Genomic DNA, 23,422 nt, shown 5'->3' with positions numbered 1-23,422 from the left:
CCTGGAAGGGCCGATCCCGGCAGGTCCAAACAACTCAATACTCAAATGATTCAAATTTTACGTTTATTATATTGAGGTTTTACTCAATATCTACTTCGCGCTTTTGCCTCAAATAAATCCACATGTGGCAATGTCTCCTTCGAACGGGGAGACTACAACAATGAAGAAGACGAGGGGCAAGCTGTTGCTGGCGGCAATAGCGATGCAGCTTTCCGCTTGGGGATCAGCATATGCCGCGGGACCGGCCTATATGCACACCGGCGGACGCACCACGCAGCCTGTTGGCCATTATGAATTCTGCCAGCGCATTCCTGGCGAATGCAGCGAAAGGACGCCGAAAGGCGCGCCGGTCGAACTGACCCGCAAATTGTGGGCGACGATCGTCAGCATCAACAATTCGGTCAACACAAGGGTCAAGCCGCGCACCGACATGGAAAATTACGGTGTCGAGGAATACTGGGCCTATCCCGACAATGGCTATGGCGATTGCGAGGACTACGCGCTGGAAAAGCGCCGCGAATTGATGGACGCGGGCGTGCCCGCCGGCAATCTGCTGATGACAGTCGCGCGCCAGCAGAATGGCGACGGCCATGCGGTGCTGACAGTACGCACCAGCCTCGGAGAGTTCATCCTCGACAATCTGCAGACCAAGGTGCTGTCCTGGACGGACACCGACTACACCTACCTCAAGCGCCAGTCCGACCAGAACTCCGGTGTTTGGGTGACGATCAACGACGGCCGCTCCGACGCGGTCGCCAGCGTCCGCTAAAACAGAGGTCAAGCGCGTCGCAAGAATGCGGCGCTCTTAAGGAGAACCCGGTCGAGTCCCCACCCTCCCCGTCCCCAACGACCGGGTCAAGGAGCCGGCCCCGTCCCCGGGCCGGCTCCACCATTTCTAGGATGACCCATAGAAATCATGGCAACGGCGATCGAATTGATCGTCGCCAAATTTTAGAGTATTAGAGGCATGTGGAAACGGTCTTCCGCCGCCTGCCACTAAAGTACTGCGGAGTGGCACTCTATAGGGTGCCGTCTCGTGCGAGGGACATCCCTTCCGAATGAGGGGCAATCGCTTACGGGGTTGCTGCACATCCGCTTCATGTTGATGAAGCAAAAGGATGTGTGACATGAGCGTATCAAACAAGCTGGCAAAACTCAGAAATAAGCAGGCCAAGAAGCAAAATTGGCGGTGCTTCTACTGCCGCTTCCGTATGTGGAATGGAGACCCGACACTCCTCGCAGCGCGATATCGTCTTCAGACCGGGTCTCTCGACCGCTTCCAATGCACTGCCGAACACCTGCAGCCCCGAACGAATGGCGGCGAAGATATACATGCGAACATCGTAGCGGCGTGCAAATTCTGTAATCAGACAAGGCATCGAATGAGCGAGGTGTTATCGCCCGCCGCCTTCCGGCAGCACGTCAGTAAGCGCGTAAGGACCGGAAAATGGCATCCCCGTGAGTTTCGTCCTTTGTCGAAGCGAGACACGACATCCCCTTGACAGGAGACCCAGCGCGGCCATGGCCTGCGCCTCGATTTGGAAGTCAGGGCGCAGTGCGGGCATGCCTTCAAAGCGATGCTCGCTACTACGTACGCGACGGCAACTTGTTCACAAGCAAAGCAGTAAGAGCCATCCCCTATCCAGCTGAAGGGAAGGCTTCTGATACCCAGTGGCATGCAAACCGCTCTGTATCGCTTGCCTGTGCAGGGTCAGGGTGCAAGACAAGGCAGTCGATCCTGAAATGTCGGCTCAGTTCACGTTGAATATCGCAGAACTGGACCCACCTAGAAGCGCGGCGACCAACCGCCCACTTGGCCCAAAATTGCAGTGGGGCGACTATGAAATTGCGTGTGGTAGTGAGGGCGTGTCTGCATCGTCCAGTCGCTATCGCCTCACTGCTGATGGCCTCAAGATTGTCGCGGACCACAGCCGCGTAGGCAAGCAGTTCCAGAAGTGCAATGACGGGGCTCTCGTTGCTCCGCCCAACCTTCAGCTCGACAAGGCCGAAGGCCCCGTCGCAAATTCCGACGAGATCGACCTTTCCAATTCCTGCATCCGAACGTGCAGCCTTCAAGGGGAATTGATAGTCAATGACCTGTAGCAGGTTCCCGTCAGGAAGGCGCAAGCTCCCTTGCTTGTAGAGACGTCTCGCGAGCCACTCTTCCGCCCGGTTAGATGCACCCTGAGTTCGGCCCTTACCAGCGTGGGAAACAAAATATGGCTGCTTGCGGAAAGGACCGCGTTGCACATCGTAGGCGTTCTTGAGCTGTGCCGCGCTCAGACTTGCAGCCATGTCACTCGATAGACGCGCTAGGCGAAGGTGATCTAGCAACGTTGAAGGGATTTCTTCCGCATCGGTCATAGAGCGTTCGCCGTGGATAATGTCTGCGACTATAGCATGACATCCCGGTTCTGACCTCCCATACGCCTCACATATCGGAGCCTAGGAAAGCCTTTCGCCCGAGCCGTCGCAGCAGTATCGGTTGATGGGTTTGTTGGGCAGATGTTACCAACGCGGTGCGGTATCCTAGCCGTTGCGATAAGCATGAGCCTGTTCGAGCAGAGACCGCAGCACTTCACGGTGCTTCTTCACATTCTAAGCTGCTGAATTTGCTAGAGAGATTGTCGCGCTTTCGAACCCCGGGCCGGCTCCACCATTTCTGGCGGCAACTCATTGAAATCTTGATAGATGTCACGATTCCAATAGCTTAGATTTCTGTTTGCCGCTCACCTCTGCTACAACAGCAAGTAGCGCGAACGGCGGTTCGGCAACGGTTTCGCCGGCTTCAGTTCGACGCTCGCGCCAGCCGCAGGAAGTGTCGCATGCCGACCGAACCCCGATCACCGCGCCTTGCGGTTCTTATCGACGCCGACAACGCCTCTGCCAAGATTGTCGACGGCCTGTTCGAGGAGATCGCGAAGATTGGCGAAGCCAGCGTCCGCCGCATCTATGGTGACTTTTCAAACGCCCGATCGAAGGGATGGGCTGACGTCTTGTCAAAGCATGCGATCATCCCGCAGCAGCAGTTCGCCTATACCACCGGGAAGAACGCGTCCGATATCACACTGGTGATCGACGCCATGGACCTGCTCCACAGCGGTCGTTTCGACGGTTTCTGTCTGGTCTCTTCCGACAGTGATTTCACCCGGCTTGCTGCACGCATACGCGAACAAGGCGTCGATGTGTTCGGGTTTGGGGAGCAGAAAACTCCGGAAAGCTTCCGGCAGGCATGTCGCCGTTTCGTCTACACCGAAAATCTTCTGCGTGGCACGGCGAACATTCAGGATGCCGCGCCCGCAGCCAAGCCGCTTCAATTGCCCGGTGCTGCGATGCCCATACTCAAGAAAGTCATTGGCCAGATGGAAAGCGAGGATGGTTGGGTCCTGCTCGGCACCTTCGGAAAACAGTTGTCAAACCTGTTCTCCGACTTTGATCCCCGTACCTACGGTTTCAGCAAACTGAGCGATCTGGTGAGGAGTACAGACGCATTTGAAATCGAAACCCCGACGGGCGGAGCCATGCGAATACGGACCAAGCCTGCGGCTGGGAAAAAGCCAAAAAACAAAGCCGCCTAGCGACGGCTGGAAGGGCACAGGCCCCATCGCCCCACCAAGCATATCAGACGACCGCCTTTCCACAGGCAGGAGATCGAGGCACTATAGGCCGTTGGTTTCGCCTTCTGGATCGCGGCGATGTTGGAAATCCCGGAAGATCGATGCGAGCGCCATCGTCTGTTCAAGACGATCGACGACGCCTTCAAGGCCGGCGATTTCGAGGGCCTCGGCGTGGCCCTGGGCGGCTCGCCCTGCTGGTTCGACGAGCGCATGCCGTTCGAACTCGGCCTCGGGCACCCGCTGGAATATGCAATCTATTGGAGCCCCGTCGGCTTCATCTCGACCTTGCTGGATGCGGGCTCGGATCCGAACTATCCGGATCACGGTGGGTTTCCGGCAATCATTGCGGCGCTGTCCACCGACCGCGCCGACAGGCTGGAAATCGTGCGGGTGCTGATCGACGGTGGCGCCGACCCCGACATGCGGGGCGTGAACGACTGGACGCCGCTTCACTATTCGGTGGCTATCCGCAGCGTCGATGCGATCCGCCTGCTTTTGGCGGCGGGCGCCGACCCGGCGCTCGAGACCCGCATCGATGACTACAGGACAGCCGCCGAGGAAGCCGACATTGCCGGCTTTGAAGCCGGCGCTTCATTGCTGCACGATGCGCTGGCCAACCGCAGTTCTAGCGGACAGTGAGTGGGGGGCGATGAAACCATCGGCGGGCAAGGCTGGCCTCAAACCTTCTTCAATCCCGCCTTGAAGCGCTTGCCATTGGCGACGTAATGCGCGGCCGAGCCGCGCAGTCTGGCAACGGCCGCCTCGTCCAGCACCCTGATCGCCTTGGCCGGCGAGCCGACGATCAGCGAATTGTCCGGAAACTCCTTGCCTTCGGTGACCAGCGCACCGGCTCCAACCAGCGAATTCCTGCCGATCCTGGCGCCGTTCAACACGATGGCGCCCATGCCGATCAGGCTGTTGTCGCCGATCGTGCAGCCATGCAGCAAGGCGCGGTGGCCGATCGTGCAGCCTTCGCCAATCGTCAGCGGGAAGCCGGGATCGGTGTGCATGACCGTGTGTTCCTGCACATTGGTGTCGGCGCCGATGACGATGGGTTCATTGTCGCCGCGAATGACGGTGCCGAACCAGAAGCCGGCATTGCGGCCGACGCGCACATCGCCGATCAGCGTCGCATCGGGCGCGATCCAGTTCGAGTCCGCATCCGCGAAGCTGGGCTCCGTTCCATCGATCGCATAAAGCGGCATATTCGGTCTCCGAATCGTCTCAGCCTGGAAGGCTGGAGCCTAGGAGACGGACCGTCCATGAAGCAATGGCGAGCACGACGACGCCCAGCGCCAGCGCCCAGGCGATCGCCGTGCAACCGCAGGACATCAGCGCCAAGGTCGAAATGCGGCGCTCCCGCCGGGCATCGAGGGCGTCGTTGACCAGCATGAAGGGGCCGGCACAAGCGGTGGCGAGCAGCGAGCGCAGCAGATGCGACGGCGACACGTAGGGCTCAGTGAAGGCGACCTTGCGGCCCGACACCAGCTCCATCATCGATCCAGCCAGCCCGCAGGCCGTCAAACCGACGACAAAAGCGAATACGGTGAGTGCCAGAGGGTCCATCTTTACGTTCCATTTACCATGAAATTGCACAGTCGTGCCATGAAGGCTGCAAGGGCCGTGCCGTGCGATGTGTGCCGCCCGGGGACACCCAAAGGCGGACAGCAGCCTGGATCCGAGGACTGAGATGAAGCAGGCAGCGACCGCCGACGGCCCCGAACTCACCGTGGTCGATTCCGTGCTGATGAGGCGGGTGTTCTACGCGTTCGCGGCGCTGGCGCTGCTGTCGGTAGCGATCAGCCTTGGCGGCAAATGGTTCGGCCATTCGATCGCCATGGCCGGATACACTGACGACGTGACGATCCACCGGGTCGTGATCGGCAACAATGTCATCGCCGTGCCGGCCAACGCCATCCGTTTCGCCCAGGCGCGGCGCGACGGCATCGCCTCGCGGCTCGACCTCTATCTGCGCTATCCCCAGATAGACGGCTACAGCGAGCCGGCGCGCGACGATTTCAATCACATGGGAGCGAGCCGGAACATCATCTTCCTGTCCTTCGAACAGCAGATGATGTCGCGCGACATGAGCGGCCGCTTCGCGCCGATCTACAGCGCTTTGATCACCCAACCCGGCATTGCCGGCCCCGGCGGCACGACGGTGTACGGCTTCAATGAAAAATCAGGCTACCTGAACGAGGTGCTGGTTGTCGGCAAGCGCCCCGGCAAGGACCCGTTCGTGGCCCGCTGCCTGAGCGGTCCGAGTGCCGAGGAATCGCTGGCGCCCTGCGAGCGCGACATCCAGGTCGGTGAGGAGCTCAGCCTCACCTATCGCTTCCCCAGGGAGTTTCTGGGCGATTGGCAGGCGCTTGACGCGGCAATCGCCACCGAAGCCGCGCGTATCCTGAAAACAGGACATTAAAGCGGTTCATCGTTTAACGGAAACGCAGAACCGCTCTATCTCTTTGCTTTGACGCAATTCCGGACGGAAAACCGTTTCACACTTTTCCTGGAATTGCTCTAGGGAAGCTCGGGAGATCGGGCTGGCCGGCCGCATTCGAGGCGGAGCCGGCCGAGCACTGGATTGCCGGCTCAGGCCAGATCGATGTCGAGGATCGCCATCGAGAAATTGTAGTCGCCGTCGTCCTCGTCCTTGAAGACGATGCCGAGGAACTCATCGCCGACATAGACCTCGGCCGAATCTTCCTTGCGCGGCCGTGCCTTGACCTCGAGCTTGGGGTTCTGGAAGACGCGCTTGAAATAGGCGTCCAGCTTTCTGATTTCGTCCGGCTTCAACAGTCTTCTCCGATCATCGGGCTTGCTCGTTCGAAGGCGCTTCTGGCACGTCGACAATGGCGATGTAAAGGCAAGCGGCCTGATAAGACGAGAACAACCGCCCGCTCCTGCCTCGCGGCTAGACTCCGGCTACAGGCAGCGGCCAGATGAAAATCAGATGTCGAAGCTGACGACCTGATCCATCGTCTGTGACGGCAGAAGCTGGTCCATCTGGCGCGACGGCTGATCGCAGCCGGTCTCGCCGACGACGCGGGCCGGCACGCCGGCAACCGTCTTGTTGTGCGGCACGGGCGACAGCACCACCGAGCCTGCCGCGATCTTCGAGCAATGGCCGATTTCGATGTTGCCGAGGATCTTGGCGCCGGCGCCGATTAGCACGCCGTAGCGGATCTTGGGGTGACGGTCGCCGCCGGCCTTGCCGGTGCCGCCCAGAGTCACGCCATGCAGGATCGATACATCGTCCTCGATGACCGCGGTCTCGCCGACGACGAGGCCGGTGGCGTGGTCGATGAAAATGCCCTTGCCGATGCGGGCGGCCGGGTTGATGTCGGTCTGGAAGACCGACGACGAACGGCTCTGCAGATAGAGGGCGAAATCCTTGCGGCCCTGCTTCCACAGCCAATGCGCCAGCCGATGGGTCTGGATGGCGTGAAAGCCCTTGAAATAGAGCACCGGCATGATGAAGCGGTCGCAGGCCGGATCGCGGTCGTAATAGGCCTGGATGTCGACGCGCACGGTTGTCGGCCAGTCCTTGTCGTCGGCCAGCATAGACTTGAAGGTCTGGCGAATGAGATCGGAGCCGATGTCCTGATGGTCGAGCCGCTCGGCCAGCCGATGGATAACCGCTTCTTCCAGGCTGTCCTGGTTGAGGATGGTCGAATAGAGGAACGCGGCAAGCAGCGGGTCGCGGTTGACCGCCTCCATCGCCTCGTCGCGGATCGAGCGCCAGATCGGGTCGACCGGCTGCAATGCGCTGTGTCGGGAAATGCTGATGCTGTTCATCGCCGTCTCGTCCTGCGTCCTGCCGGGCTTGCCTGTAGTGCGTGCCTGTTGTCTGGCGGCACATATAAGCCAGATCTTAGCACGATTGAACTCAATTTTCCTTAGTGCTGTGTCAAATGGATTTGGTTCGCGGGAATTCAAGCAGCCATGGAAAACGAACCCTTGATCGATGAGCCACCGAAAGCGAGCCTTCCGCGCTTGACCGCGGAAGGTGTAGCGGTCTGGTGGCCGGCGTGCCCAAGTTCACCGCGACGTCGATGACGCCGCCACAATGGCCGCTGTTCAAGTCGGCAGTGGTTTGCCGGCCTGTTCCGCCACCATGTATTCGGCGTACCAGTCGGGCCAGTTCTCATCCCGCTGTCCGCCGGTCCGCTTCTCGTGCTCACCATGCGCGGCCGCCGCACGCCGCAGCGCGGCGGCAAGCTCGGTCGACGAGGTGAATGTCGTGTCGTGGGCATCCACGCGCCCAGGCAATCGCTGGGTGATCTCCTGCAGCAGCCAGCTGTTGCCGTCCGGGTCGCTGAACGAGGCATAGGAGGAATAACTGCGCCCCTCCGGATGTCTGCCGCTGATCGGCGGCTGCCCGGGGCCCGCACGGTGGAACACTTCGCTTGCATCGACCCCGCGCGCCACGAGTTCGGCACGTGCCGCCTCGATATCGGACACCACGAGATAAAGTCCCTTTGCCGAGCCCGGCGCGGCGGTCGTCAGTCCCTTGCCGAAATGGATCGAGCATGGTGAACCCGGCGGCGTGAACTGCACGACCCGAAACGCATCGCCAACGACGAAGTCGGCGTCGAGCCTCCAACCCAGGCCACCATAAAAACGCTTGGCCCGATCGGCATCCGAAACGGAAATGATGACGGCCTCCAGCTTCATGTCGATAGTGGTCATGTCAGGCTCCTTGGGTTTGAGTGCTTTGAAAATGACAAGATGCATCCGAGCGGGTGACCGCGTGGATCCTGCTCATGGCAAGGAGCTTCCCGCCGTCGTGCGATTTGGTCAATCGAGTGCGGCACCATGAACCCCCCACCGCCTTCCGCTGTGCCGTGTTTTGGCCCTAGGATGCCGGAATTATTTCATTGGGCGGATAGCGACGCCGGCATGGAAAACGAACTCTTGATCGACGATCCGCTGAAGCGCGTGCTGTCCGCTCTCTACAGCGCGAAAGACCGCCACTATCACAACCTCGCCCATATCGAGGCGATGCTGGCGCTCGCAGGCGACTATCGAGGGCTGCTCGATGACCCCGAAGCCGTCGAAGCGGCGATCTGGTTCCATGATGCCGTCTATGACAGCAGGGCCAAGGACAACGAGGCGCAAAGTGCCGCCCTTGCCGAGAAAAAGCTCGCGGGCCGCACTGAAGCCGGGCGCCTCAACCGCATCTCGGCGATGATCGTCGCTACCGCCACGCACCTGCTGCCGCTGTTTGAAGACGCGACGGCAGCACGGGACGCCGGTCTTTTCCTCGACATGGATTTGTCGATCCTGGGTGCGGCGCCGGACGCCTTCGACGCCTATGAACGGGCGGTGCGGCGCGAATATGCCTGGGTGGAAGAGCCGATGTGGCGGGCCGGCCGCAGCGCGGTCCTGAAGAATTTCCTCGCCCGCCCACACATCTTCCACACCGAAGAGTTTCGCCAGCGCTTCGAACTGCAGGCCCGAGCGAACATGGCGCGGTCTCTGGAAGCCCTCACCGCCGGCTGAGAACAGTCAGGTGAAGGCGCCTATCGTCGATGCCATCGCCGCAAGGAGAGCCAGCCCTGCCATCACCGACAGGCCGTTGAGAATGATCCCGAGAATGCCAAGCGCACGATTGTCGTTCGAACGCACCAGCGCCATCACGCCGAAAACCGCACCGGTAACATGCGCCAACGGTGCGGCGAGCAGGAACACCGCCATGAAGAAACCCGTGGCGATGTTCTGGGTGAACTGCGAAGCATCGCTCGGCATCGCCACCAGGATGGTTATCGCAACCGCGCCTGCCGCGAATGCCGACAGCGCCAGGACGACTGAACGTTTGCCGAGCCTGCCCTGCACGACCGCGTCCGGTATGGCGGCCGTGCTTCTGCCCCATTGTGCCACTGTTGCCCGCTCCCCTCGCCGTCCGCTCAGAGCGGATTTTCGGCATAGAACTCCAGCACGCGCTGCTTGAAGGTCTTGTCCCCGACCGCCAGCATATGGTCGCGGCCTTCGATGTGAAAGGCCCTGGCGTTCGGCATCAGCGCTGCAAGCTCGTCGGGCGAGCCGCCAATGTCGTCCGTCGTGCCGACGGCAACCAGTGTCGGCTGGGCGATGCGCGCAAGATCCTCCTCGCTCAGCAATTCCCGCGACCTGGCGATACAGGCGGCCAGCGCACGGCGGTCGCTGCGGGTCTGGTCGGCGAAGGCGCGAAACGATCGGCCGCGCCGATGGGTGACCGTGGCCGGATCGTCGGCAAGAAGGGCGGTTGCAATCGGATCCCAATCGCCGACACCGTCGATCATGCCGATGCCGAGACCGCCAAAAACCAGCGTCGCCACCTTGTCGGGATCGGACAGCGCCAGGAACGCCGCGATGCGCGCGCCCATCGAATAGCCCATGACATGGGCGCGCTCGATGCCGAGATGGCCGAGCAACGCGGCGGCATCAGAAGCCATCTTGACCGGCGTGTAGTCGGCCTCGTCATAGCTCTTCGACGACGAGCCGTGGCCGCGATTGTCGAAGGCGATGGCACGGTAACCGGCATCGTTCAGCGTCTTGAACCAGCCGGGCGACACCCAGTTGACATAGTGGCTCGAGGCAAAGCCATGGATCATGAGCACCGGATCGCCCTGACCCGACGCCGGCTGGCGGTCGAGGAAGGCAAGATCGAAGCCGTCATGGGTGAAAACCTGCATCAGCGACCCCGCCCGCGCACTCAACCGGCACCGCCGTTGGGCGCATCGCCATTGTCCGCTGGCGGCATGCTGGGACCAGACACGGTGCCAACGGCCGGGTGGCGTAACAAGTCGCCATACTCGATGCCGTTCCTGGCGGCGGTGCCAGCCTTGAGCTCGAGCACGAAACGCACCGGTACGCCAGGCGAAATGATGGCCTCGGATTGCGGTTCGCCATGCTTGATCGCCCGGATCTTGCCGTCCTGGCCGACGAAAATCAGGTCCAGTGGCATCGGCGTGTTCTGCATCCAGAAGCTCACCTGCTGCTGGATATCGAAGACGAACAACATGCCATGGTCGTCCGCCATGTCCTGGCGGTACATCAGCCCAGCCTCGCGCTCCGAGGGGGGTGTCGGCGACTTCAATCGAAAAAGAGCGGTTCCCGCTTTTCGTCACCACAATTAGCGGCACCGAATCGACGGGAAGAAGCATCGCCCGGCTGTCCGCCGCGGTCGGCCGGTCGGAATAGAAGTAAGCGCCCGCGGCAACGGCCACGGCGACGATGGCGCACACCACACCCGCCGTCAGCCAGTTCCTGTGAGCCATTCAAAGTCCTCGACCGAAATCGTCCTAGTGCGAAGCCGGCAAGGTGCCCATATCGGGGTGAATTTCGGCAGCCATAAGGCCTTTGTCGCCGCGTCCAAAACGAACCAGCACAACTTGTCCGGGCCGAAGCTCGGTGATGCCGTAGCGGCGCAAGGTTTCCATGTGGACAAAGATGTCCTCGGTGCCCTCGCCGCGGGTGAGAAAACCAAACCCCTTGGTGCGGTTGAACCACTTCACCAAAGCGCGTTCGAGGCCGCTTTCCGGCGTCACCGCGATATGGGTGCGCTGCTCCTGCATTTCGGCCGGATGGACTGCGGTGGTCAGGTCCATGGAGAGCACCCGGAAGGCCTGCAATCCGCGATCGCCATGCTTGACGAGGCAGACCACGCGCGCGCCCTCCAGGGCCGTCTGGAAGCCGTCCCTTCGAAGACATGTCACATGGAGGAGGATATCGCCCGAGATGCCGTCATCCGGGAGGATGAAACCATAGCCCTTGGCCACATCGAACCACTTGATGGCGCCGGCGATTTCGAGCAGATCGGCGGCATCGCCGCCTTCGTCACGATGCAAGGCGTCGCCAAGGGGTCCGTCCCGCCCCGTCAAAGAGGCCTTTTCCCCCATAAGAATGCCCCCTTTTTTCAAGAACACCGCAACTGATTCTTGACGCTAGATTAACACTGCGGCTTCCGGTGTGTGCAAGACCTGACGTGCCTTTTTTCACGGTTCATTGGGGGAATACCGGATTTGTTCTTTGCCGGCACTGTGCACTGCCGAACGATTGCCCTTTGACCGGGTCGACCCTATGTTGCGCCGCAACGCAATTTATCGAGGAAATGACATGCGCTATCTGCACACCATGGTCCGCGTCGCCGACGTCGATGCCTCGCTCGACTTCTACTGCGCCAAGCTCGGCCTCAAGGAGGTGCGCCGCTACGAAAACGAGCAAGGCCGCTTCACGCTGATCTTCCTCGCCGCGCCGGAAGACGAGGAGAGCGGCGTCAACGAAAAGGCGCCGCTGGTCGAACTGACCTACAATTGGGACCCGGAAGACTACAAAGGCGGGCGCAATTTCGGCCATCTCGCCTATGAGGTCGACGACATCTACGCCACCTGCCAGCATCTGATGGACAATGGCGTCACCATCAACCGGCCGCCGCGCGACGGCAACATGGCCTTCATCAGGTCGCCGGACGGCATTTCGATCGAGCTCCTGCAGAAAGGCCCGGCCAAGGCCAAGGCCAAACCGTGGGCTTCTATGGCGAACACTGGAAGCTGGTAGGCTTCGACCCTGGCGCCGGGCAGAGATTGCCCGGCAGCCTTTGGCGTTTTGCACGACGGCACCTATCTATCCGGCTGTCGCGCCAGCCTGGCAAGTCTGGCGCCATGTCAAGCAATGGGCGCCTGCCCTCCCGGAGAATTCACTCATGCCGAACAGCCGTGCCGAAGTCGCCACCGAACATGCCAGCCGCTATTTGCAGCAGCTGTGCAAGCACTGGGCGCATAAATTCCCCGTCGAGTTCGATCCGAACCACGGCACGATCGATCTCTCGCTCGGCCGCACCGTCATGGATGCCGATGCGAGCGCACTGCATATCACGGTGTCTACCGAGGAAGGCGGATCGCTGGAGCGCCTGGAAAGCGTGGTCGCCGATCACATCAAGCGTTTCGCTTTCCGCGAAGAACTGATCTTCGACTGGAAGCCCGCCACGGTAGCGTAACCGGCTTTAAGCTACGCTCCGCCGGCCTGACCGGCCATCTCCTGCAGCGCCAGCACCGAGCGCCAGTTGCGCGCTGTGCCCGGCACTTTCAGTGTGCGCGGGATCAGCCCGGCAAAAACCGATTTGCCGAGCCCGTCCGGCGCGTGCAGATAGAGCACGTCGCCCTTGATCTCGAACCGTTCGGGGCCGGTACACTTTTCGGCCAACCGCGCCGCCTCATCGCCGGTCGGCTCGCGCTCCAGCACATAGGCATGGAGCTTGGTCGGCTCTTCGGCGATCTCCGGGTATGGATTGTCCGCGACCAGCCGCTCAAACCAGCCGCGATCGCGCACCATGATGCGCGAATGAAATCCCCATTTCTTCTCGAAGGCTGCCTCAATCTGTTTCGTCAGCGCCGCCGCGTCAGCCTTCTTCGCCCGGAACACGGCGTTGCCGCTCTGCACATAGGTGGCGACATCCGAAAAGCCGAGATCCTCGAAGAACGACCGCAGCTCCGCCATCCTGACGATGCGGTTGCCGCCGACGTTGATGCCGGAAAACAGGGCGACGAAGGTTATTCCTCGATCACTCATATGATGAACCCGGCCAGCGTCTCGTTGTCGGTGATGTCCTGATACTGGACGCCCTCGGCCTCAAAATTTGCCTTGAGCAGGTCGAAATTGCGGCGATCCCTGGTTTCGATGCCGATCAGCACCGAACCGAAATTGCGTGCCGATTTCTTCAGATATTCGAAGCGGGCGATGTCGTCGTCGGGCCCGAGCAATTCAAGGAAATCGCGCAACGCACCCGGCCGCTGCGGAAAGCGGATGATGAAATACTTCTTCAGGCCCTCGAAGCGCAGCGCCCGCTCCTTCACGTCCGGCAGCCGCTCGAAATCGAAATTGCCGCCCGAAACCACGGCGACGATGGTTTTGCCCCTGATCTCCTTCTTCGAAAAATCCTTGAGCGCGTCGATCGCCAGCGCGCCGGCCGGCTCCAGCACGACGCCTTCGATGTTGAGCATCTCGATCATGGTGGCGCAGAGCCGGTTTTCCGGGATCAGCCGCACCGTGTCGGCCGGAAAATCCTTGAGATACCGCAACGGCTCGCGGCCGATCTCGGCCACCGCCGCGCCATCGACGAAATTGTCGACCTTGGCGAGCTTCAGGCGCTTTCCGGCAGACAGGCTCTCGCGCAGGCTCGGCGCGCCGGCCGGCTCGCAGAAGACGAAGCGCGCTTCCCGGCCCTGATCGGCGAAATAATGGGTGACGCCGGCGGCCAGCCCGCCGCCACCGACCGGCAGCAGGATGATGTCGGGCATGCGTGCGCCCGGCATCTGATCGGCAATCTCATAGGCGACGGTCGCTTGCCCCTCGATGATGTCCTTGTGGTCGAAGGGCGGCACCATGTGGGCGCCTGAGCTTTCGGTGAATTCGAAGGCGGCGCGATAGCAGTCGTCGAAGAAGTCGCCGACCAGCCTGATCTCGACGAAATCGCCGCCGAACAGCCTGGTCTTGTCGATCTTCTGCTGCGGCGTCGTCACCGGCATGAACACCACGCCCTTCTTGCCGAAATGGCGGCAGACGAACGCGAAGCCCTGCGCATGGTTGCCGGCGGATGCGCAGACAAAGAGTTCAGCCTCGTTGCCGGCCGCGAGCGTCTTGCGGAAGAAGTTGAAGGCGCCACGGATCTTGTAGGAGCGCACCGGCGACAGGTCCTCGCGCTTCAACAGCACCCGCGCACCGGTCTTCTTCGACAGATAGTCGTTCTCCTGCAGCGGCGTTTCCGGGAAGATCTGTCGGATCGCTGCGGCCGCGACTGTAACGCGGGAAGAACAACTGTTCATCGGAAAACCACCTCGCACCGCATGACGTCTGCGGAACCTCTATCATTGATCGGGCCGCGCACCGGCTGGTTGTTGCGCACGCCGCAGCCGCGCGGCCCGATCCCGCCTATTGCATATCCGGCCCCGCGACGCCATTGTCCGGTCATCCATGCCCCTCCGCAACGGGCATTCGCAGAATCCTTGCAAGCACTTGGAGGCGTTTGTTCATGCCTGTCGCATCGGTTGGCCTGAAATCCATGTCCTTGCCGGAATTCGGTGAGCCGACAGTGATGCCGCTGGTTGCGCGCGCCACTCACGAAACCCGCATCGCGGCGCTGACGGCACTGGGCGCCGAGGCGGGCCTCGACGCCTTCGCCATCTACGGCGACCGCGAACACGCGGCCAATGTCTCCTATCTCTCAGGCTACGATCCGCGCTTCGAGGAAACGCTGCTGGTCATCGTTCCCGGCCGGCAGCCAAAACTTCTCGTCGGCAATGAAGGCTGGGGCTATGCCGAACTCTGCGACGGACCATACGAGCGCGTGCTCTATCAGACCTTCTCGTTGCCAGCGCAGCCGCGCGATCGCTCGGACGCGCTTGCCGACATTCTCGCCGACTGCGGCCTGAAACCCGGCCAGCGTATCGGCACCATTGGCTGGAAGCCGTTCGGCGCGGGTGACACCGGGTTCGGCGAAACGGCGCTCGACCTGCCCTCCTTCATCGCCGATACACTGCGCGCGCTCGCTGGCGACAAGGGCGCGGTTGTGAACGCGGCCAATCTGCTGATGAACCCCATCGACGGCCTGCGCGCCCTCAACGAGGCCGACCAACTGGCTGCCTTCGAGTTTGCCGCGACCTTCACCTCGCAGGGACTGCGCAATGTCCTGCAAGGCATCGAGCCCGGCATGACCGAACTGCAGGCGGCCCGGCTGATGGGCATGAACGGGCTGCCGCATGGCTGTCACCCGATGCTGTCGGCGGGCAAACGCGCCGCCTATGGCCTGCCCAGCCCGCGCCTCGATATCATCCGGCGCGGCGACCCGATCACGATGGCCTACGGCATCCAGGGCGCGCTCAATGCACGCGCCGGCTTCCTGGCCGAGGATGCCTCGGAGCTTCCTCCTGCCATCCGCGACTATGTCGAAAGACTGGTCGCGCCCTATTTTGCCGCCGTCGTCGACTGGTACGAAGCAATCGGCATCGGCACCACGGGCGGCACGCTGTGGAAGGCGGTGCATGACCGCATAGGCGATCCGTTCTTTGGCGTCTCACTCAATCCAGGCCATCTCGTCCATATCGACGAGTGGATGAATTCTCCGGTGTTCTCCGGCTCCGACATCCGGCTGCGATCCGGCATGGCGCTGCAGGTCGACGTCATTCCGGCGACCGGCAGCGCCTATTTCACCACCAATATCGAGGACGGCATCGCGCTCGCCGACGAGCCTCTGCGCGAGGAAATCGCCGCGCGCTATCCCGAGGCCTGGGGCCGCATCGAGGCGCGGCGCGGCTTCATGGTGGATGTGCTCGGTATCCGCCTCAAGCCGGAGGTACTGCCCTTTTCCAACATTTCGGCGTTTCTCCCGCCATTTTGGCTTTCGCGCAACAGTGCGATGGCCGTAACCGGGCGCTGATCACATTTCGGCCGGACACGACTTAGTTCTGCCGCACTCTGGCTGTCCGGGAGATGTCGCGGGGGTAGACAGGCCTTTTGGCCGGAGTTGGAATTTCTAAGTGCCTTTGAAGAAGATCTTTGCCGTTGTCCTCGCCTTGCTCGTTTCCGGCTGCGCCGGCACGCAAACACAGGAACTGCTTGGCAGCGCCATCGTCGCTGCGCCGGTGACGGAGATTGCCGGCAACCACAGCATCTTCATCGCCACGACGCGCAAGAAGTCCGACGATCCAAACAAGGTTTTCGACGGTGAGCGTTCGGCCACGCTGAACTACGCCCGCGTCAATGTCACGGTGCCAGGCGCCCACCAGACCGGCCAGATCGAGCGCCGTTCGCGCGGCAAATCGAATGACCCGGCGAAGTATTTCATGGCGTCCGAAGTCGTCGGCTACGACACACAGCCGAAATTCTCCGCCGCGCTCAACGCCGACATCGCGGCGCGTGGCGGCCGCGTCATGGTCTTCGTCCATGGCTACAACACCGGCTTCGACGACGCCGTCTACCGCCTGACCCAGATCGTCCATGATTCCGGCTATCCGGGCACGCCAGTCCTGTTCTCATGGGCCTCAGGCGCCAAGACCACCGACTATGTATATGACAAGGAAAGCGCCAGCGCGGCCCGTGACCAGCTGGAAGTGACGCTGCGGATGCTGGAGCAGTCCGGCGCGCGGCGCATCGACATTGTCGCCCATTCGATGGGAACCTGGGTCACCATGGAAACGCTGCGCCAGATGGCCATCAGCGGCGACCGCGATCTCGGCGGCAAGCTCGGTGACGTGGTGCTGGCCTCGCCCGACATCGATGTCGATGTGTTCAAGAGCCAGATGCGGCGCTACGGCAAGCCGGACAAGCCGTTCATCCTGCTTTTGTCCGACGACGATCGGGCGCTGAGGCTCTCCGGCCTGATCGCCGGCTCGCGGCCGCGCGTCGGCGACTACAAGGATGCCGCCGATCTTGCGTCCTACGGCGTGACGGTCGTCGACCTCTCGAAGGTCAAGGGAAGCGATAGCTTCAACCACACCAAATTCGCCGACAATCCCGAATTGGTAAAGATGATCGGCCAGCGGCTGCGCGAGGATGACGGTTTTGCCAGCGATCGCGACGTGACCGATCGCATCGGCCTGCTCGGACAATAGGTGCATTCGCGAGGTTTTCGCCGTGCCTATTCAGCATTGCGGACGCGTATCGGCTTACTTTGAACTGGACCGCGCCGGCCTCTGGCTTTATCGGAATAACCAGCGACGTCACGCGTTTGACGTCCCCCTTTGCGGGAGCCGGCGTGTGACCGTGCGTTTTAAGAGTTTCCTCATCGTCGCGATCGCGCTCGCTGTCACTGGCTGCGCCGGCCAGAAGACGCATGATCTGCTCAACAAGACGACGGTCGCGGTGCCCGCTTCCGACATTGCGGCGACGCATGAGATCTTCGTTGCCACGACACGGCAGAGGGCAACAAAGGACCCGCGACAGGTGTATGACGGCGATCGCTCGCTGACCACCAGCTTTGCGCGGGTCGACGTCACCGTTCCCAAAAGCCATAAGGTCGGCGCCATCGAGCGGGTCAAGGGCTCCGCAAACAGCAATCCGGCCAAGGATTTCACCGCCAAGGACGTCACCTTCTACGAAGGCGCGCCGCAATTTGCCAAGGCGGTTGGCGCCGACATCGCCATGCGTGGCGACCGTGCGCTGGTTTTCGTGCACGGCTTCAACAACGGCTTCGACGACGGCATCTACAGGCTGACGCAGATCGCCCACGACACGAAATATCCCGGCACGCCGGTGCTGTTCTCCTGGGCGTCGAGCGGCAAGACGACCGGTTATATCTATGACAAGGAAAGCGCCAACGCGGCGCGCGACGACCTCGAAGCGACGCTCAGGATGCTGGCCAAGACGCGCGTCAAGAGCATCGACATCATCGCTCACTCGATGGGAACGTGGGTGACGATGGAGGCGCTGCGGCAGCTCGCCATCACCGGCGATCGCGACCTCGACGGCAAGCTTGGCTATGTCATCCTGGCCTCGCCGGACATCGATGTCGATGTGTTCAAGAAGCAGATGATCCGCTACGGCAAACCCGACAAGCCGTTCGCCATCCTGCTCTCGGCAGATGATCGGGCTCTCAAGCTGTCCTCCCTGATCTCGGGCGACAAGCCGCGTGTCGGCGACTACGGCAATGCGGCCGACCTCGCCAGCTATGGCGTGTCGGTCGTCGACCTTTCCCAGGCCAAGGGCGGCGACCGCCTGAACCACGCAAAATTCGCCGACAACCCGATCCTGGTGCAATTGCTCGGCGACCGACTGCGCGCGCCCGCCGGCCTGGCCTCGGCCGAACCCGATCCGGCGCAGCTCAACAATCTCGGGCAGGGCCTCGGCAAGGCGGTCGGCTCGGTGGCCGAGATCGTCATCACCACGCCGTTCAAGGTGCTGACCATCGCCACCGGCGGCTGATCCGAACAGGTCAGGCCGAGTCGCAAACGTTGGGTTCCGAGAACCGGAGCGGAGCTTTGGATACATGAGCACCGGACGCGGCCATTCGCAGACCGGCCTCACCTGAATATCGACACACCCCTAAACGAACAGGTCGACCTTCTGGAAGGTCGTCACGTCGATCAGCCCGACGTCGGAAATCCTGAGTTCGGGAATGACCACCAGCGCCAGCAGCGAGTGCTGCATATAGGCGTTGTTCAACGAACAGCCCATCTTGCGCATCGCCTCGGTCAGCTTCTCCGCCTTGGCGGCGACGATTTCCGCCCGCTCGTCCGACATCAGCCCGGCGATCGGCATTTCGACCAGCGCCAGTTCCTTGCCTTTCGAGAACAGCACGACGCCGCCGCCGACTTCCCCCAGTCGATTGACGGCCAGCGCCATGTCCTGCTTGTTGGTGCCGACGACGATGATGTGATGGGAATCGTGCGCCACACTGGAGGCCATGGCGCAATCGCCCATGTAGCCGAAGCCGGAGACGAAGGCGTTGGTGACACCGCCGGTGCCCCTGTGGCGCTCGACCAGCGCGATCTGGCAGACATCGTTGCGGCGATCCATGGCGACCAGCCCATCCTCGACCGGCAGATCGGCCTCCAGCGCCCGCGTCGGCGCCTGGTTCTCGATGACGCCGATCACCCGCACCCGCACTTCGTTGGCGCCCTTGGGGGCCACAATGTCGAAGTCGCCGGCCTTGAGTTTCTTGCCGAGCTTGACGGTGTTCTTCGCCGTCTTCGGATAATCATAGGCCGGAATGTCGATTTCGAGCTTACCGCCCTTGGCCAGCCTGACGCCGCGCGCATAGACCTCATCGATGGTCATGGCGGAAAGATCCGAGACGATCAGCAGGTCGGCCAGCCGCCCCGGCGCGATCGAGCCGACCTCGCGTTCCAGTTTGAAATGCTGGGCGGTGTTGAGCGTCGCCATCTGGATTGCCGTCACCGGCTTCAACCCCTGTTGGATGGCGTGGCGCACCACCCGGTCCATATGGCCTTCATGGACCAGCGTGCCGGAATGGCTGTCGTCGGTGCACAGGATGAAATTGCGCGGATCGATGCCGCTCTCGGTCACCGCCTTGATCTGCGAGGCGACGTCATACCAGGCCGAGCCCAGCCGCAGCATCGCCTTCATGCCCTGGCGCACGCGGGCGACGGCATCCTCGGCGCGCGTGCCCTCATGGTCGTCCTCCGGGCCGCCGGCGACATAGCCGTGGAACAGCAGGCCGAGATCGCGCGAGGCATAGTGTCCGCCAACCGTTTTTCCTGCTTTCACGGTAGCCGCGATCTCGCCGGACATGACTGGGTCGTTGGCGGCGACACCAGGAAAGTTCATCACCTCACCCAGCCCGATGATGTTTTCCCACGTCATCGCTTCCGCCACATCGGCGACCGTCAGCTCGGCGCCGGCATGTTCCAGCCCCGGTGCCGAAGGCACGCAGGACGGCATCTGCACATGCACGTTGATGGGCATTGCGACGGCCTCGTCATGCATCAGCCGCACGCCCGGCAGGCCCAGCACATTGGCGATCTCGTGCGGGTCGATGAACATCGAGGTGGTGCCGTGCGGAATGACCGCGCGGCAGAACTCGGTCACCGTCACCATGCCGCTCTCGACATGCATATGCGCGTCGCAGAGACCGGGCACCAGATAGCGCCCGCCGGCGTCGACCACCTTGGTGCCCTGGCCGATGGCATGGCTGGCGTTCGGCCCGCAATAGGCGAAGCGCCCGCCGGCAATGGCGATGTCGGTCCCGGCAATGACCTCGCCCGAATGGACGTTCACCCAGCGGCCGTTGCGGATGACGAGATCGGCGGGTTTGCGCCCCATGGCGACATCGACCAGTTGCGTCGCCATTTCGGTCCAGGGTTTGGGTTTCGTCGCATGCGCCGACGGCTTCTTTGCCATGAAAGACTCCTGTTTGCCCGACTGTGCCAAGCCCGTGGGGTTTTGACCAGCGTCAAACAGCGGAGGCTTCAGGCCCACTGCGCCTTCACGGAGCCTACTGCGCCTTCACGTCGACCGTGACTTTCGCCTTTCCGGCCGAAATCCGTTCCGCCAGACGCCTGAGTTCGCCCTTGGCGAACCGGCCGCTGATCATGACCTCGCCGCCGAGGATGGGTTCGATCAGCCGCGGCGACATCACGACGCTGCCGCCCACGCTGAGATCGATCGTCTTTCCGACATTCGCCGTGGTGAAGGTAGCGAATGCCCGCGCACTGTCCGGTGTCATCTTGAGGTTGAGCGCCGCTTGTCCCGGCGCCGGATCGTGTACGACCACGGCCTTGGCAATGGCCAGCGTCAATGGCTCGGCCATGGCGAGGCCGCAGGCGAGGAGCGCGATGGCCGCTGCGGCGATCAGGCGAAACAGGGCACGCATCAGGATTTTCTCCACAAACCGCCGATCTTGCACGGCGACGCCGCAGCGGCAATGCCGCCTCTTCGGTCTGCCCTCCCCGGGCATGGCGAGAGCGACATCGGCCCGAAATAGGATTCCGTTTTGTTGCAAATCGGGTTAGGTTCCCTGCAAGGACCTTTCTGAACCGCCATTTCGGGGAGTTCGATGTGCGTCGCCTGATGGTCGCAAGTGCCGGTTTTCTTGCCGCTCTGGCCGTGCCGGCTTTCGCGGCCGACCCTACGGTCGACGTGCCGATGACCGCGCCCGGCTTCGACTGGACCGGCTACTACGCCGGCCTGCAGGCAGGATATGGCTGGGGCCAATCCGATATATCAGGAACAGAGGGCGAGCCATTTTCCGCCTCGCCCGACATCGACGGCGGTTTTGTCGGCGGCCATATCGCCGGCCTGTGGCAGTTCGATCAGGCGGTGCTCGGCGGCGAGGCCGACCTCAACTATTCCTCGGTCGACGGCACGACCGAAGCGGAGCCGGGAAACACTTTCGGCACCGACATCAAATGGTTCGGGTCGATCAACGCCAAGGCCGGCTACGCCATGGACCGCACGCTGGTCTACGGCATTGGCGGCATCGCCTTTGCCGGTATCGAAACCTCGCAAGCGACAGGAACGGCATTCGACAGCTCACGCACGAGCGTCGGCTGGACCGTGGGTGCCGGCGTCGATTACGCGCTGACCGACAAGTTCGTCGTCGGCGCGCAGTATCGCTACTACGATTTCGGCTCCGAGCACTATGACGCGTCCGGCGATTTCACCGACCGCGATCAGGATGTGAAGCTGAACACGGTCGGCATCAATCTGAGCTACAAGTTCTGAACCTCGCCGGCAGCGTGGCGCCACCGGCCAATATCGTAGCTGCGATTTCAAGGGGGCGGCCGACGCTCCCAGTTGGGCGGGGTAATGGGTTGGGCCTGAGAGGCGCCGGCCGTAGCGGATCTGATCCGCCGAAGAATATTGTAGCAGTACCAGCAGCGCGAATAATTCCGTGATCACACCAGTACCGCCACGCCAGCTGGTTTGGATTCCGCATTCAGACGTCGCCAAGAACACGACTTGACGGCCTGCGTCTGGCATCTGAAAAGGGCTGGCCTGCGGACGTGGCGGAATTGGTAGACGCAAGGGACTTAAAATCCCTCGATCTCTGATCGTACGGGTTCGATTCCCGTCGTCCGCACCACTCTTGGCTGCCCGTGCCTCCAGGCAAAGGAGGCTCCCTCGGACGAACCAGGGACCGCAGCCGAACGGAAGCTGGCGCGCAGTGTCTCGCCAGCGGCTTGGCGAAAAGGCTTTTCACGGCCCCTTCGGGTGAGGCCAGCGTCCTTACTTGATGTAAACCAGCACGTAGCGGTTCTTGTAGGGCTGGTAATACTTCGTCCCGCATCTCCAGACCACGGTGCCACCGCTGTAGGTGGTCTTCACGCATCCTTTGGGCAGGGTCGTGATGTAGATGGTCGTCCTCTGGATCACGACCGTTTTTGCTTCCGCCGGACTGACGAGGCGAAACCCCAAAATGCCGTCCAAGCCGTTGCCGGCCACCGAAGAGATCGCGAGCATGCCACAAGTGGCGACCGCGCGACAGAACAAGCTGCGACTGATCATAGGCTTCCCCCTTCCGCTCCTTGCCGCTCCGGCAGCCTATCAGCAACGGGCAAAGCCTCAAAGGACTTAAAATCCTCGATTCCCGTCGTCCGCACCATATTGAAATTGCTTTCTTATTTTCGTTCTGTCGTAGCGGCAGGCTACCCTTGCAAATGAGGCTTGGGGGGCCGCCAGGGTAGCCGTAACGGCAATTGGGAGGACATTTGCCGGCCCTAGAGCCTGCTTTCGCGGTATGCGGATTTCGCGCAAAAAGCGACCTGCCTTGCGTCTGACGCCGGCCAGCGGTCCACCTTTTGCTGCTTCCATCGTTCATATGGATAAGTGCCCCTTATATTAGCAGAGGCATATATATATTCGCTAGCCGGCGCCGCTCTCAACCCGCCCCGCCGGTCAGGCCCAGCGCTTAGCTGCCGGTCACCCCTGGCAACAATGCCGCTGGGCCGCCCCGCCCCGCGCGTTCTGGCGCTTGGCGCCGGAATCGGGTGGAAATACTCAAGAGCGCCGTTGCTGGGTTCGATTCCTTTTCCGCCTGACCGGTAGGGATCGAGCTTCGTCACCAGCCGCACTGTGCTGTTGTCGCGTTGAGCTTGTCGACTCCGGGATCACCGCCCGAAACAGAATGGCGAAACGATAGACCCTTGAGGGAACGGGTCGGTAGAGCGCGCGCCTAAGTGCGTCTGCAGTGCGCTGACCAAGTTCAAGCATGACGTTGTCGTATGTGTCGGAAATCCGGCAATTGGGGCAAGTTAACAGGTCGGATCCTTGCGGATCACTGACGCTGCTGAGTGGCACTTTGCATCGATTGCAGCCGATCTTGGGAGCGCTTTCGACCATATTGAGGGGAATCCCGCTGTTCCAATGAA

At 61.9% G+C, this 23,422-nt stretch carries 27 protein-coding genes, 1 tRNA gene and 1 pseudogene; 14 read left to right on the top strand and 15 right to left on the bottom strand.

From position 1 onward, the window contains the following. Positions 1–160: 160 nt before the first annotated feature. The gene (locus tag ACFSOZ_RS11175) at positions 161–769 is read left to right on the top strand and encodes a transglutaminase-like cysteine peptidase (RefSeq protein ID WP_379097286.1); all 609 of its coding nucleotides are present in this window, start codon (positions 161–163) and stop codon (positions 767–769) included. A gap of 367 nt (positions 770–1,136) precedes the next feature. Here the strand turns inward: ACFSOZ_RS11175 and ACFSOZ_RS11170 are convergent, their stop codons facing one another. After that, the gene (locus ACFSOZ_RS11170; RefSeq protein WP_379098212.1) at positions 1,137–1,334 is read right to left on the bottom strand and encodes a hypothetical protein; all 198 of its coding nucleotides are present in this window, start codon (positions 1,332–1,334) and stop codon (positions 1,137–1,139) included. Here ACFSOZ_RS11170 and ACFSOZ_RS11165 point away from each other — a divergent pair. The 4 genes from ACFSOZ_RS11165 to ACFSOZ_RS11150 all read left to right on the top strand — a co-directional run bounded on the left by ACFSOZ_RS11165 (position 1,299) and on the right by ACFSOZ_RS11150 (position 4,256). Continuing rightward, the gene (locus ACFSOZ_RS11165; RefSeq protein ID WP_379098160.1) at positions 1,299–1,502 is read left to right on the top strand and encodes a hypothetical protein; all 204 of its coding nucleotides are present in this window, start codon (positions 1,299–1,301) and stop codon (positions 1,500–1,502) included. The two genes, ACFSOZ_RS11170 and ACFSOZ_RS11165, sit on opposite strands and share 36 nt — an antisense overlap. A 214-nt stretch (positions 1,503–1,716) precedes the next feature. Beyond that, positions 1,717–2,103 carry a hypothetical protein gene (locus tag ACFSOZ_RS11160; RefSeq protein WP_379097283.1) on the top strand — a complete coding sequence of 129 codons (387 nt, stop codon included), beginning with the start codon at positions 1,717–1,719 and terminating at the stop codon, positions 2,101–2,103. Between the two features lie 722 nt (positions 2,104–2,825). Then, entirely contained in the window at positions 2,826–3,578 is a 753-nt protein-coding gene (locus tag ACFSOZ_RS11155) for an NYN domain-containing protein (RefSeq protein WP_379097281.1), read from the top strand. Between the two features lie 117 nt (positions 3,579–3,695). Then, positions 3,696–4,256 carry an ankyrin repeat domain-containing protein gene (locus ACFSOZ_RS11150; RefSeq protein ID WP_379097278.1) on the top strand — a complete coding sequence of 187 codons (561 nt, stop codon included), beginning with the start codon at positions 3,696–3,698 and terminating at the stop codon, positions 4,254–4,256. Positions 4,257–4,294: 38 nt separating this feature from the next. On the opposite strand, the gene ACFSOZ_RS11145 is transcribed toward ACFSOZ_RS11150, so the two are convergent. Together ACFSOZ_RS11145 and ACFSOZ_RS11140 are read right to left on the bottom strand one after the other, a co-directional pair. Then, a complete protein-coding gene (locus ACFSOZ_RS11145) occupies positions 4,295–4,822 on the bottom strand; it encodes a gamma carbonic anhydrase family protein (RefSeq protein WP_379097275.1) in 528 nt (175 codons plus the stop codon). Between the two features lie 19 nt (positions 4,823–4,841). Continuing rightward, complete coding sequence (locus ACFSOZ_RS11140; protein WP_379097272.1) at positions 4,842–5,183, bottom strand: DUF6949 family protein; 342 nt, start codon at positions 5,181–5,183, stop codon at positions 4,842–4,844. Between the two features lie 124 nt (positions 5,184–5,307). On the opposite strand from ACFSOZ_RS11140, the gene ACFSOZ_RS11135 reads away from it, so the two are divergent. Then, complete coding sequence (locus ACFSOZ_RS11135; protein ID WP_379097269.1) at positions 5,308–6,039, top strand: hypothetical protein; 732 nt, start codon at positions 5,308–5,310, stop codon at positions 6,037–6,039. 170 nt (positions 6,040–6,209) lie between these two features. On the opposite strand, the gene ACFSOZ_RS11130 is transcribed toward ACFSOZ_RS11135, so the two are convergent. From ACFSOZ_RS11130 to ACFSOZ_RS11120, 3 genes are all read right to left on the bottom strand, one after another. Next, positions 6,210–6,413: a DUF3126 family protein gene (locus ACFSOZ_RS11130; RefSeq protein ID WP_006200852.1), complete on the bottom strand. Its 204-nt coding sequence runs from the start codon at positions 6,411–6,413 to the stop codon at positions 6,210–6,212. A 153-nt stretch (positions 6,414–6,566) separates the two neighbouring features. After that, positions 6,567–7,415 (bottom strand): serine O-acetyltransferase, encoded by an 849-nt coding sequence (gene cysE, locus ACFSOZ_RS11125; RefSeq protein ID WP_379097267.1) that lies wholly within the window; start codon positions 7,413–7,415, stop codon positions 6,567–6,569. A gap of 282 nt (positions 7,416–7,697) precedes the next feature. After that, positions 7,698–8,309, bottom strand: a complete 612-nt coding sequence (locus ACFSOZ_RS11120) for a VOC family protein (RefSeq protein ID WP_379097264.1) — start codon at positions 8,307–8,309, stop codon at positions 7,698–7,700. 210 nt (positions 8,310–8,519) lie between these two features. Between ACFSOZ_RS11120 and ACFSOZ_RS11115 the strand changes: the two genes are divergently transcribed. Beyond that, positions 8,520–9,122, top strand: a complete 603-nt coding sequence (locus ACFSOZ_RS11115; protein ID WP_379097261.1) for an HD domain-containing protein — start codon at positions 8,520–8,522, stop codon at positions 9,120–9,122. Positions 9,123–9,128: 6 nt separating this feature from the next. On the opposite strand, the gene ACFSOZ_RS11110 is transcribed toward ACFSOZ_RS11115, so the two are convergent. The 4 genes and pseudogenes from ACFSOZ_RS11110 to ACFSOZ_RS11095 form a co-directional block, all read right to left on the bottom strand. Next, entirely contained in the window at positions 9,129–9,500 is a 372-nt protein-coding gene (locus ACFSOZ_RS11110; RefSeq protein ID WP_379097258.1) for a hypothetical protein, read from the bottom strand. Positions 9,501–9,526: 26 nt separating this feature from the next. Beyond that, a complete protein-coding gene (locus tag ACFSOZ_RS11105) occupies positions 9,527–10,294 on the bottom strand; it encodes an alpha/beta fold hydrolase (protein WP_379097255.1) in 768 nt (255 codons plus the stop codon). Between the two features lie 20 nt (positions 10,295–10,314). Then, positions 10,315–10,879, bottom strand: a pseudogene (locus tag ACFSOZ_RS11100) (DUF192 domain-containing protein). 24 nt (positions 10,880–10,903) lie between these two features. Next, entirely contained in the window at positions 10,904–11,500 is a 597-nt protein-coding gene (locus tag ACFSOZ_RS11095) for a cold-shock protein (RefSeq protein ID WP_379097252.1), read from the bottom strand. Between the two features lie 217 nt (positions 11,501–11,717). On the opposite strand from ACFSOZ_RS11095, the gene ACFSOZ_RS11090 reads away from it, so the two are divergent. Next, entirely contained in the window at positions 11,718–12,158 is a 441-nt protein-coding gene (locus ACFSOZ_RS11090) for a VOC family protein (RefSeq protein WP_379097249.1), read from the top strand. A gap of 145 nt (positions 12,159–12,303) precedes the next feature. Then, positions 12,304–12,597, top strand: coding sequence for a DUF2218 domain-containing protein (locus ACFSOZ_RS11085; RefSeq protein WP_379097246.1), 294 nt, complete (start codon positions 12,304–12,306; stop codon positions 12,595–12,597). Positions 12,598–12,608: 11 nt separating this feature from the next. Here ACFSOZ_RS11085 and ACFSOZ_RS11080 read toward each other — a convergent pair whose 3' ends face one another. Continuing rightward, positions 12,609–13,169, bottom strand: a complete 561-nt coding sequence (locus tag ACFSOZ_RS11080) for a DUF1697 domain-containing protein (protein ID WP_379097243.1) — start codon at positions 13,167–13,169, stop codon at positions 12,609–12,611. After that, positions 13,166–14,422 (bottom strand): threonine ammonia-lyase IlvA, encoded by a 1,257-nt coding sequence (gene ilvA / locus ACFSOZ_RS11075; RefSeq protein ID WP_379097240.1) that lies wholly within the window; start codon positions 14,420–14,422, stop codon positions 13,166–13,168. Before ilvA ends, ACFSOZ_RS11080 begins: the two co-directional genes overlap by 4 nt. Before the next feature lie 206 nt (positions 14,423–14,628). Here ilvA and ACFSOZ_RS11070 point away from each other — a divergent pair, with 206 nt between their 5' ends. The 3 genes from ACFSOZ_RS11070 (at position 14,629) to ACFSOZ_RS11060 (ending at position 18,515) form a co-directional block, all read left to right on the top strand. Further along, positions 14,629–16,032: an aminopeptidase P family N-terminal domain-containing protein gene (locus ACFSOZ_RS11070; protein WP_379097237.1), complete on the top strand. Its 1,404-nt coding sequence runs from the start codon at positions 14,629–14,631 to the stop codon at positions 16,030–16,032. Between the two features lie 100 nt (positions 16,033–16,132). Further along, positions 16,133–17,206: an alpha/beta hydrolase gene (locus tag ACFSOZ_RS11065; protein WP_379097234.1), complete on the top strand. Its 1,074-nt coding sequence runs from the start codon at positions 16,133–16,135 to the stop codon at positions 17,204–17,206. A 145-nt stretch (positions 17,207–17,351) separates the two neighbouring features. Continuing rightward, a complete protein-coding gene (locus ACFSOZ_RS11060) occupies positions 17,352–18,515 on the top strand; it encodes an alpha/beta hydrolase (protein WP_379097232.1) in 1,164 nt (387 codons plus the stop codon). Between the two features lie 120 nt (positions 18,516–18,635). Here the strand turns inward: ACFSOZ_RS11060 and ade are convergent, their stop codons facing one another. Beyond that, complete coding sequence (ade, locus tag ACFSOZ_RS11055) at positions 18,636–20,453, bottom strand: adenine deaminase (RefSeq protein ID WP_379097229.1); 1,818 nt, start codon at positions 20,451–20,453, stop codon at positions 18,636–18,638. A gap of 94 nt (positions 20,454–20,547) precedes the next feature. Continuing rightward, positions 20,548–20,925, bottom strand: a complete 378-nt coding sequence (locus ACFSOZ_RS11050) for a SecDF P1 head subdomain-containing protein (RefSeq protein WP_379097226.1) — start codon at positions 20,923–20,925, stop codon at positions 20,548–20,550. A 185-nt stretch (positions 20,926–21,110) separates the two neighbouring features. Between ACFSOZ_RS11050 and ACFSOZ_RS11045 the strand changes: the two genes are divergently transcribed. Next, positions 21,111–21,776 (top strand): outer membrane protein, encoded by a 666-nt coding sequence (locus ACFSOZ_RS11045; protein WP_379097223.1) that lies wholly within the window; start codon positions 21,111–21,113, stop codon positions 21,774–21,776. Between the two features lie 275 nt (positions 21,777–22,051). Continuing rightward, positions 22,052–22,137 (top strand) — tRNA-Leu (locus tag ACFSOZ_RS11040). A gap of 143 nt (positions 22,138–22,280) precedes the next feature. Here the strand turns inward: ACFSOZ_RS11040 and ACFSOZ_RS11035 are convergent. Continuing rightward, a complete protein-coding gene (locus ACFSOZ_RS11035; protein ID WP_379097220.1) occupies positions 22,281–22,559 on the bottom strand; it encodes a hypothetical protein in 279 nt (92 codons plus the stop codon). Between the last annotated feature and the right edge of the window lie 863 nt (positions 22,560–23,422).

The organism is Mesorhizobium newzealandense, assembly GCF_042682145.1.
Classification (GTDB): Bacteria; Pseudomonadota; Alphaproteobacteria; order Rhizobiales; family Rhizobiaceae; genus Mesorhizobium; species Mesorhizobium newzealandense.
This window is presented reverse-complemented; position numbering and strand designations above follow the sequence as displayed.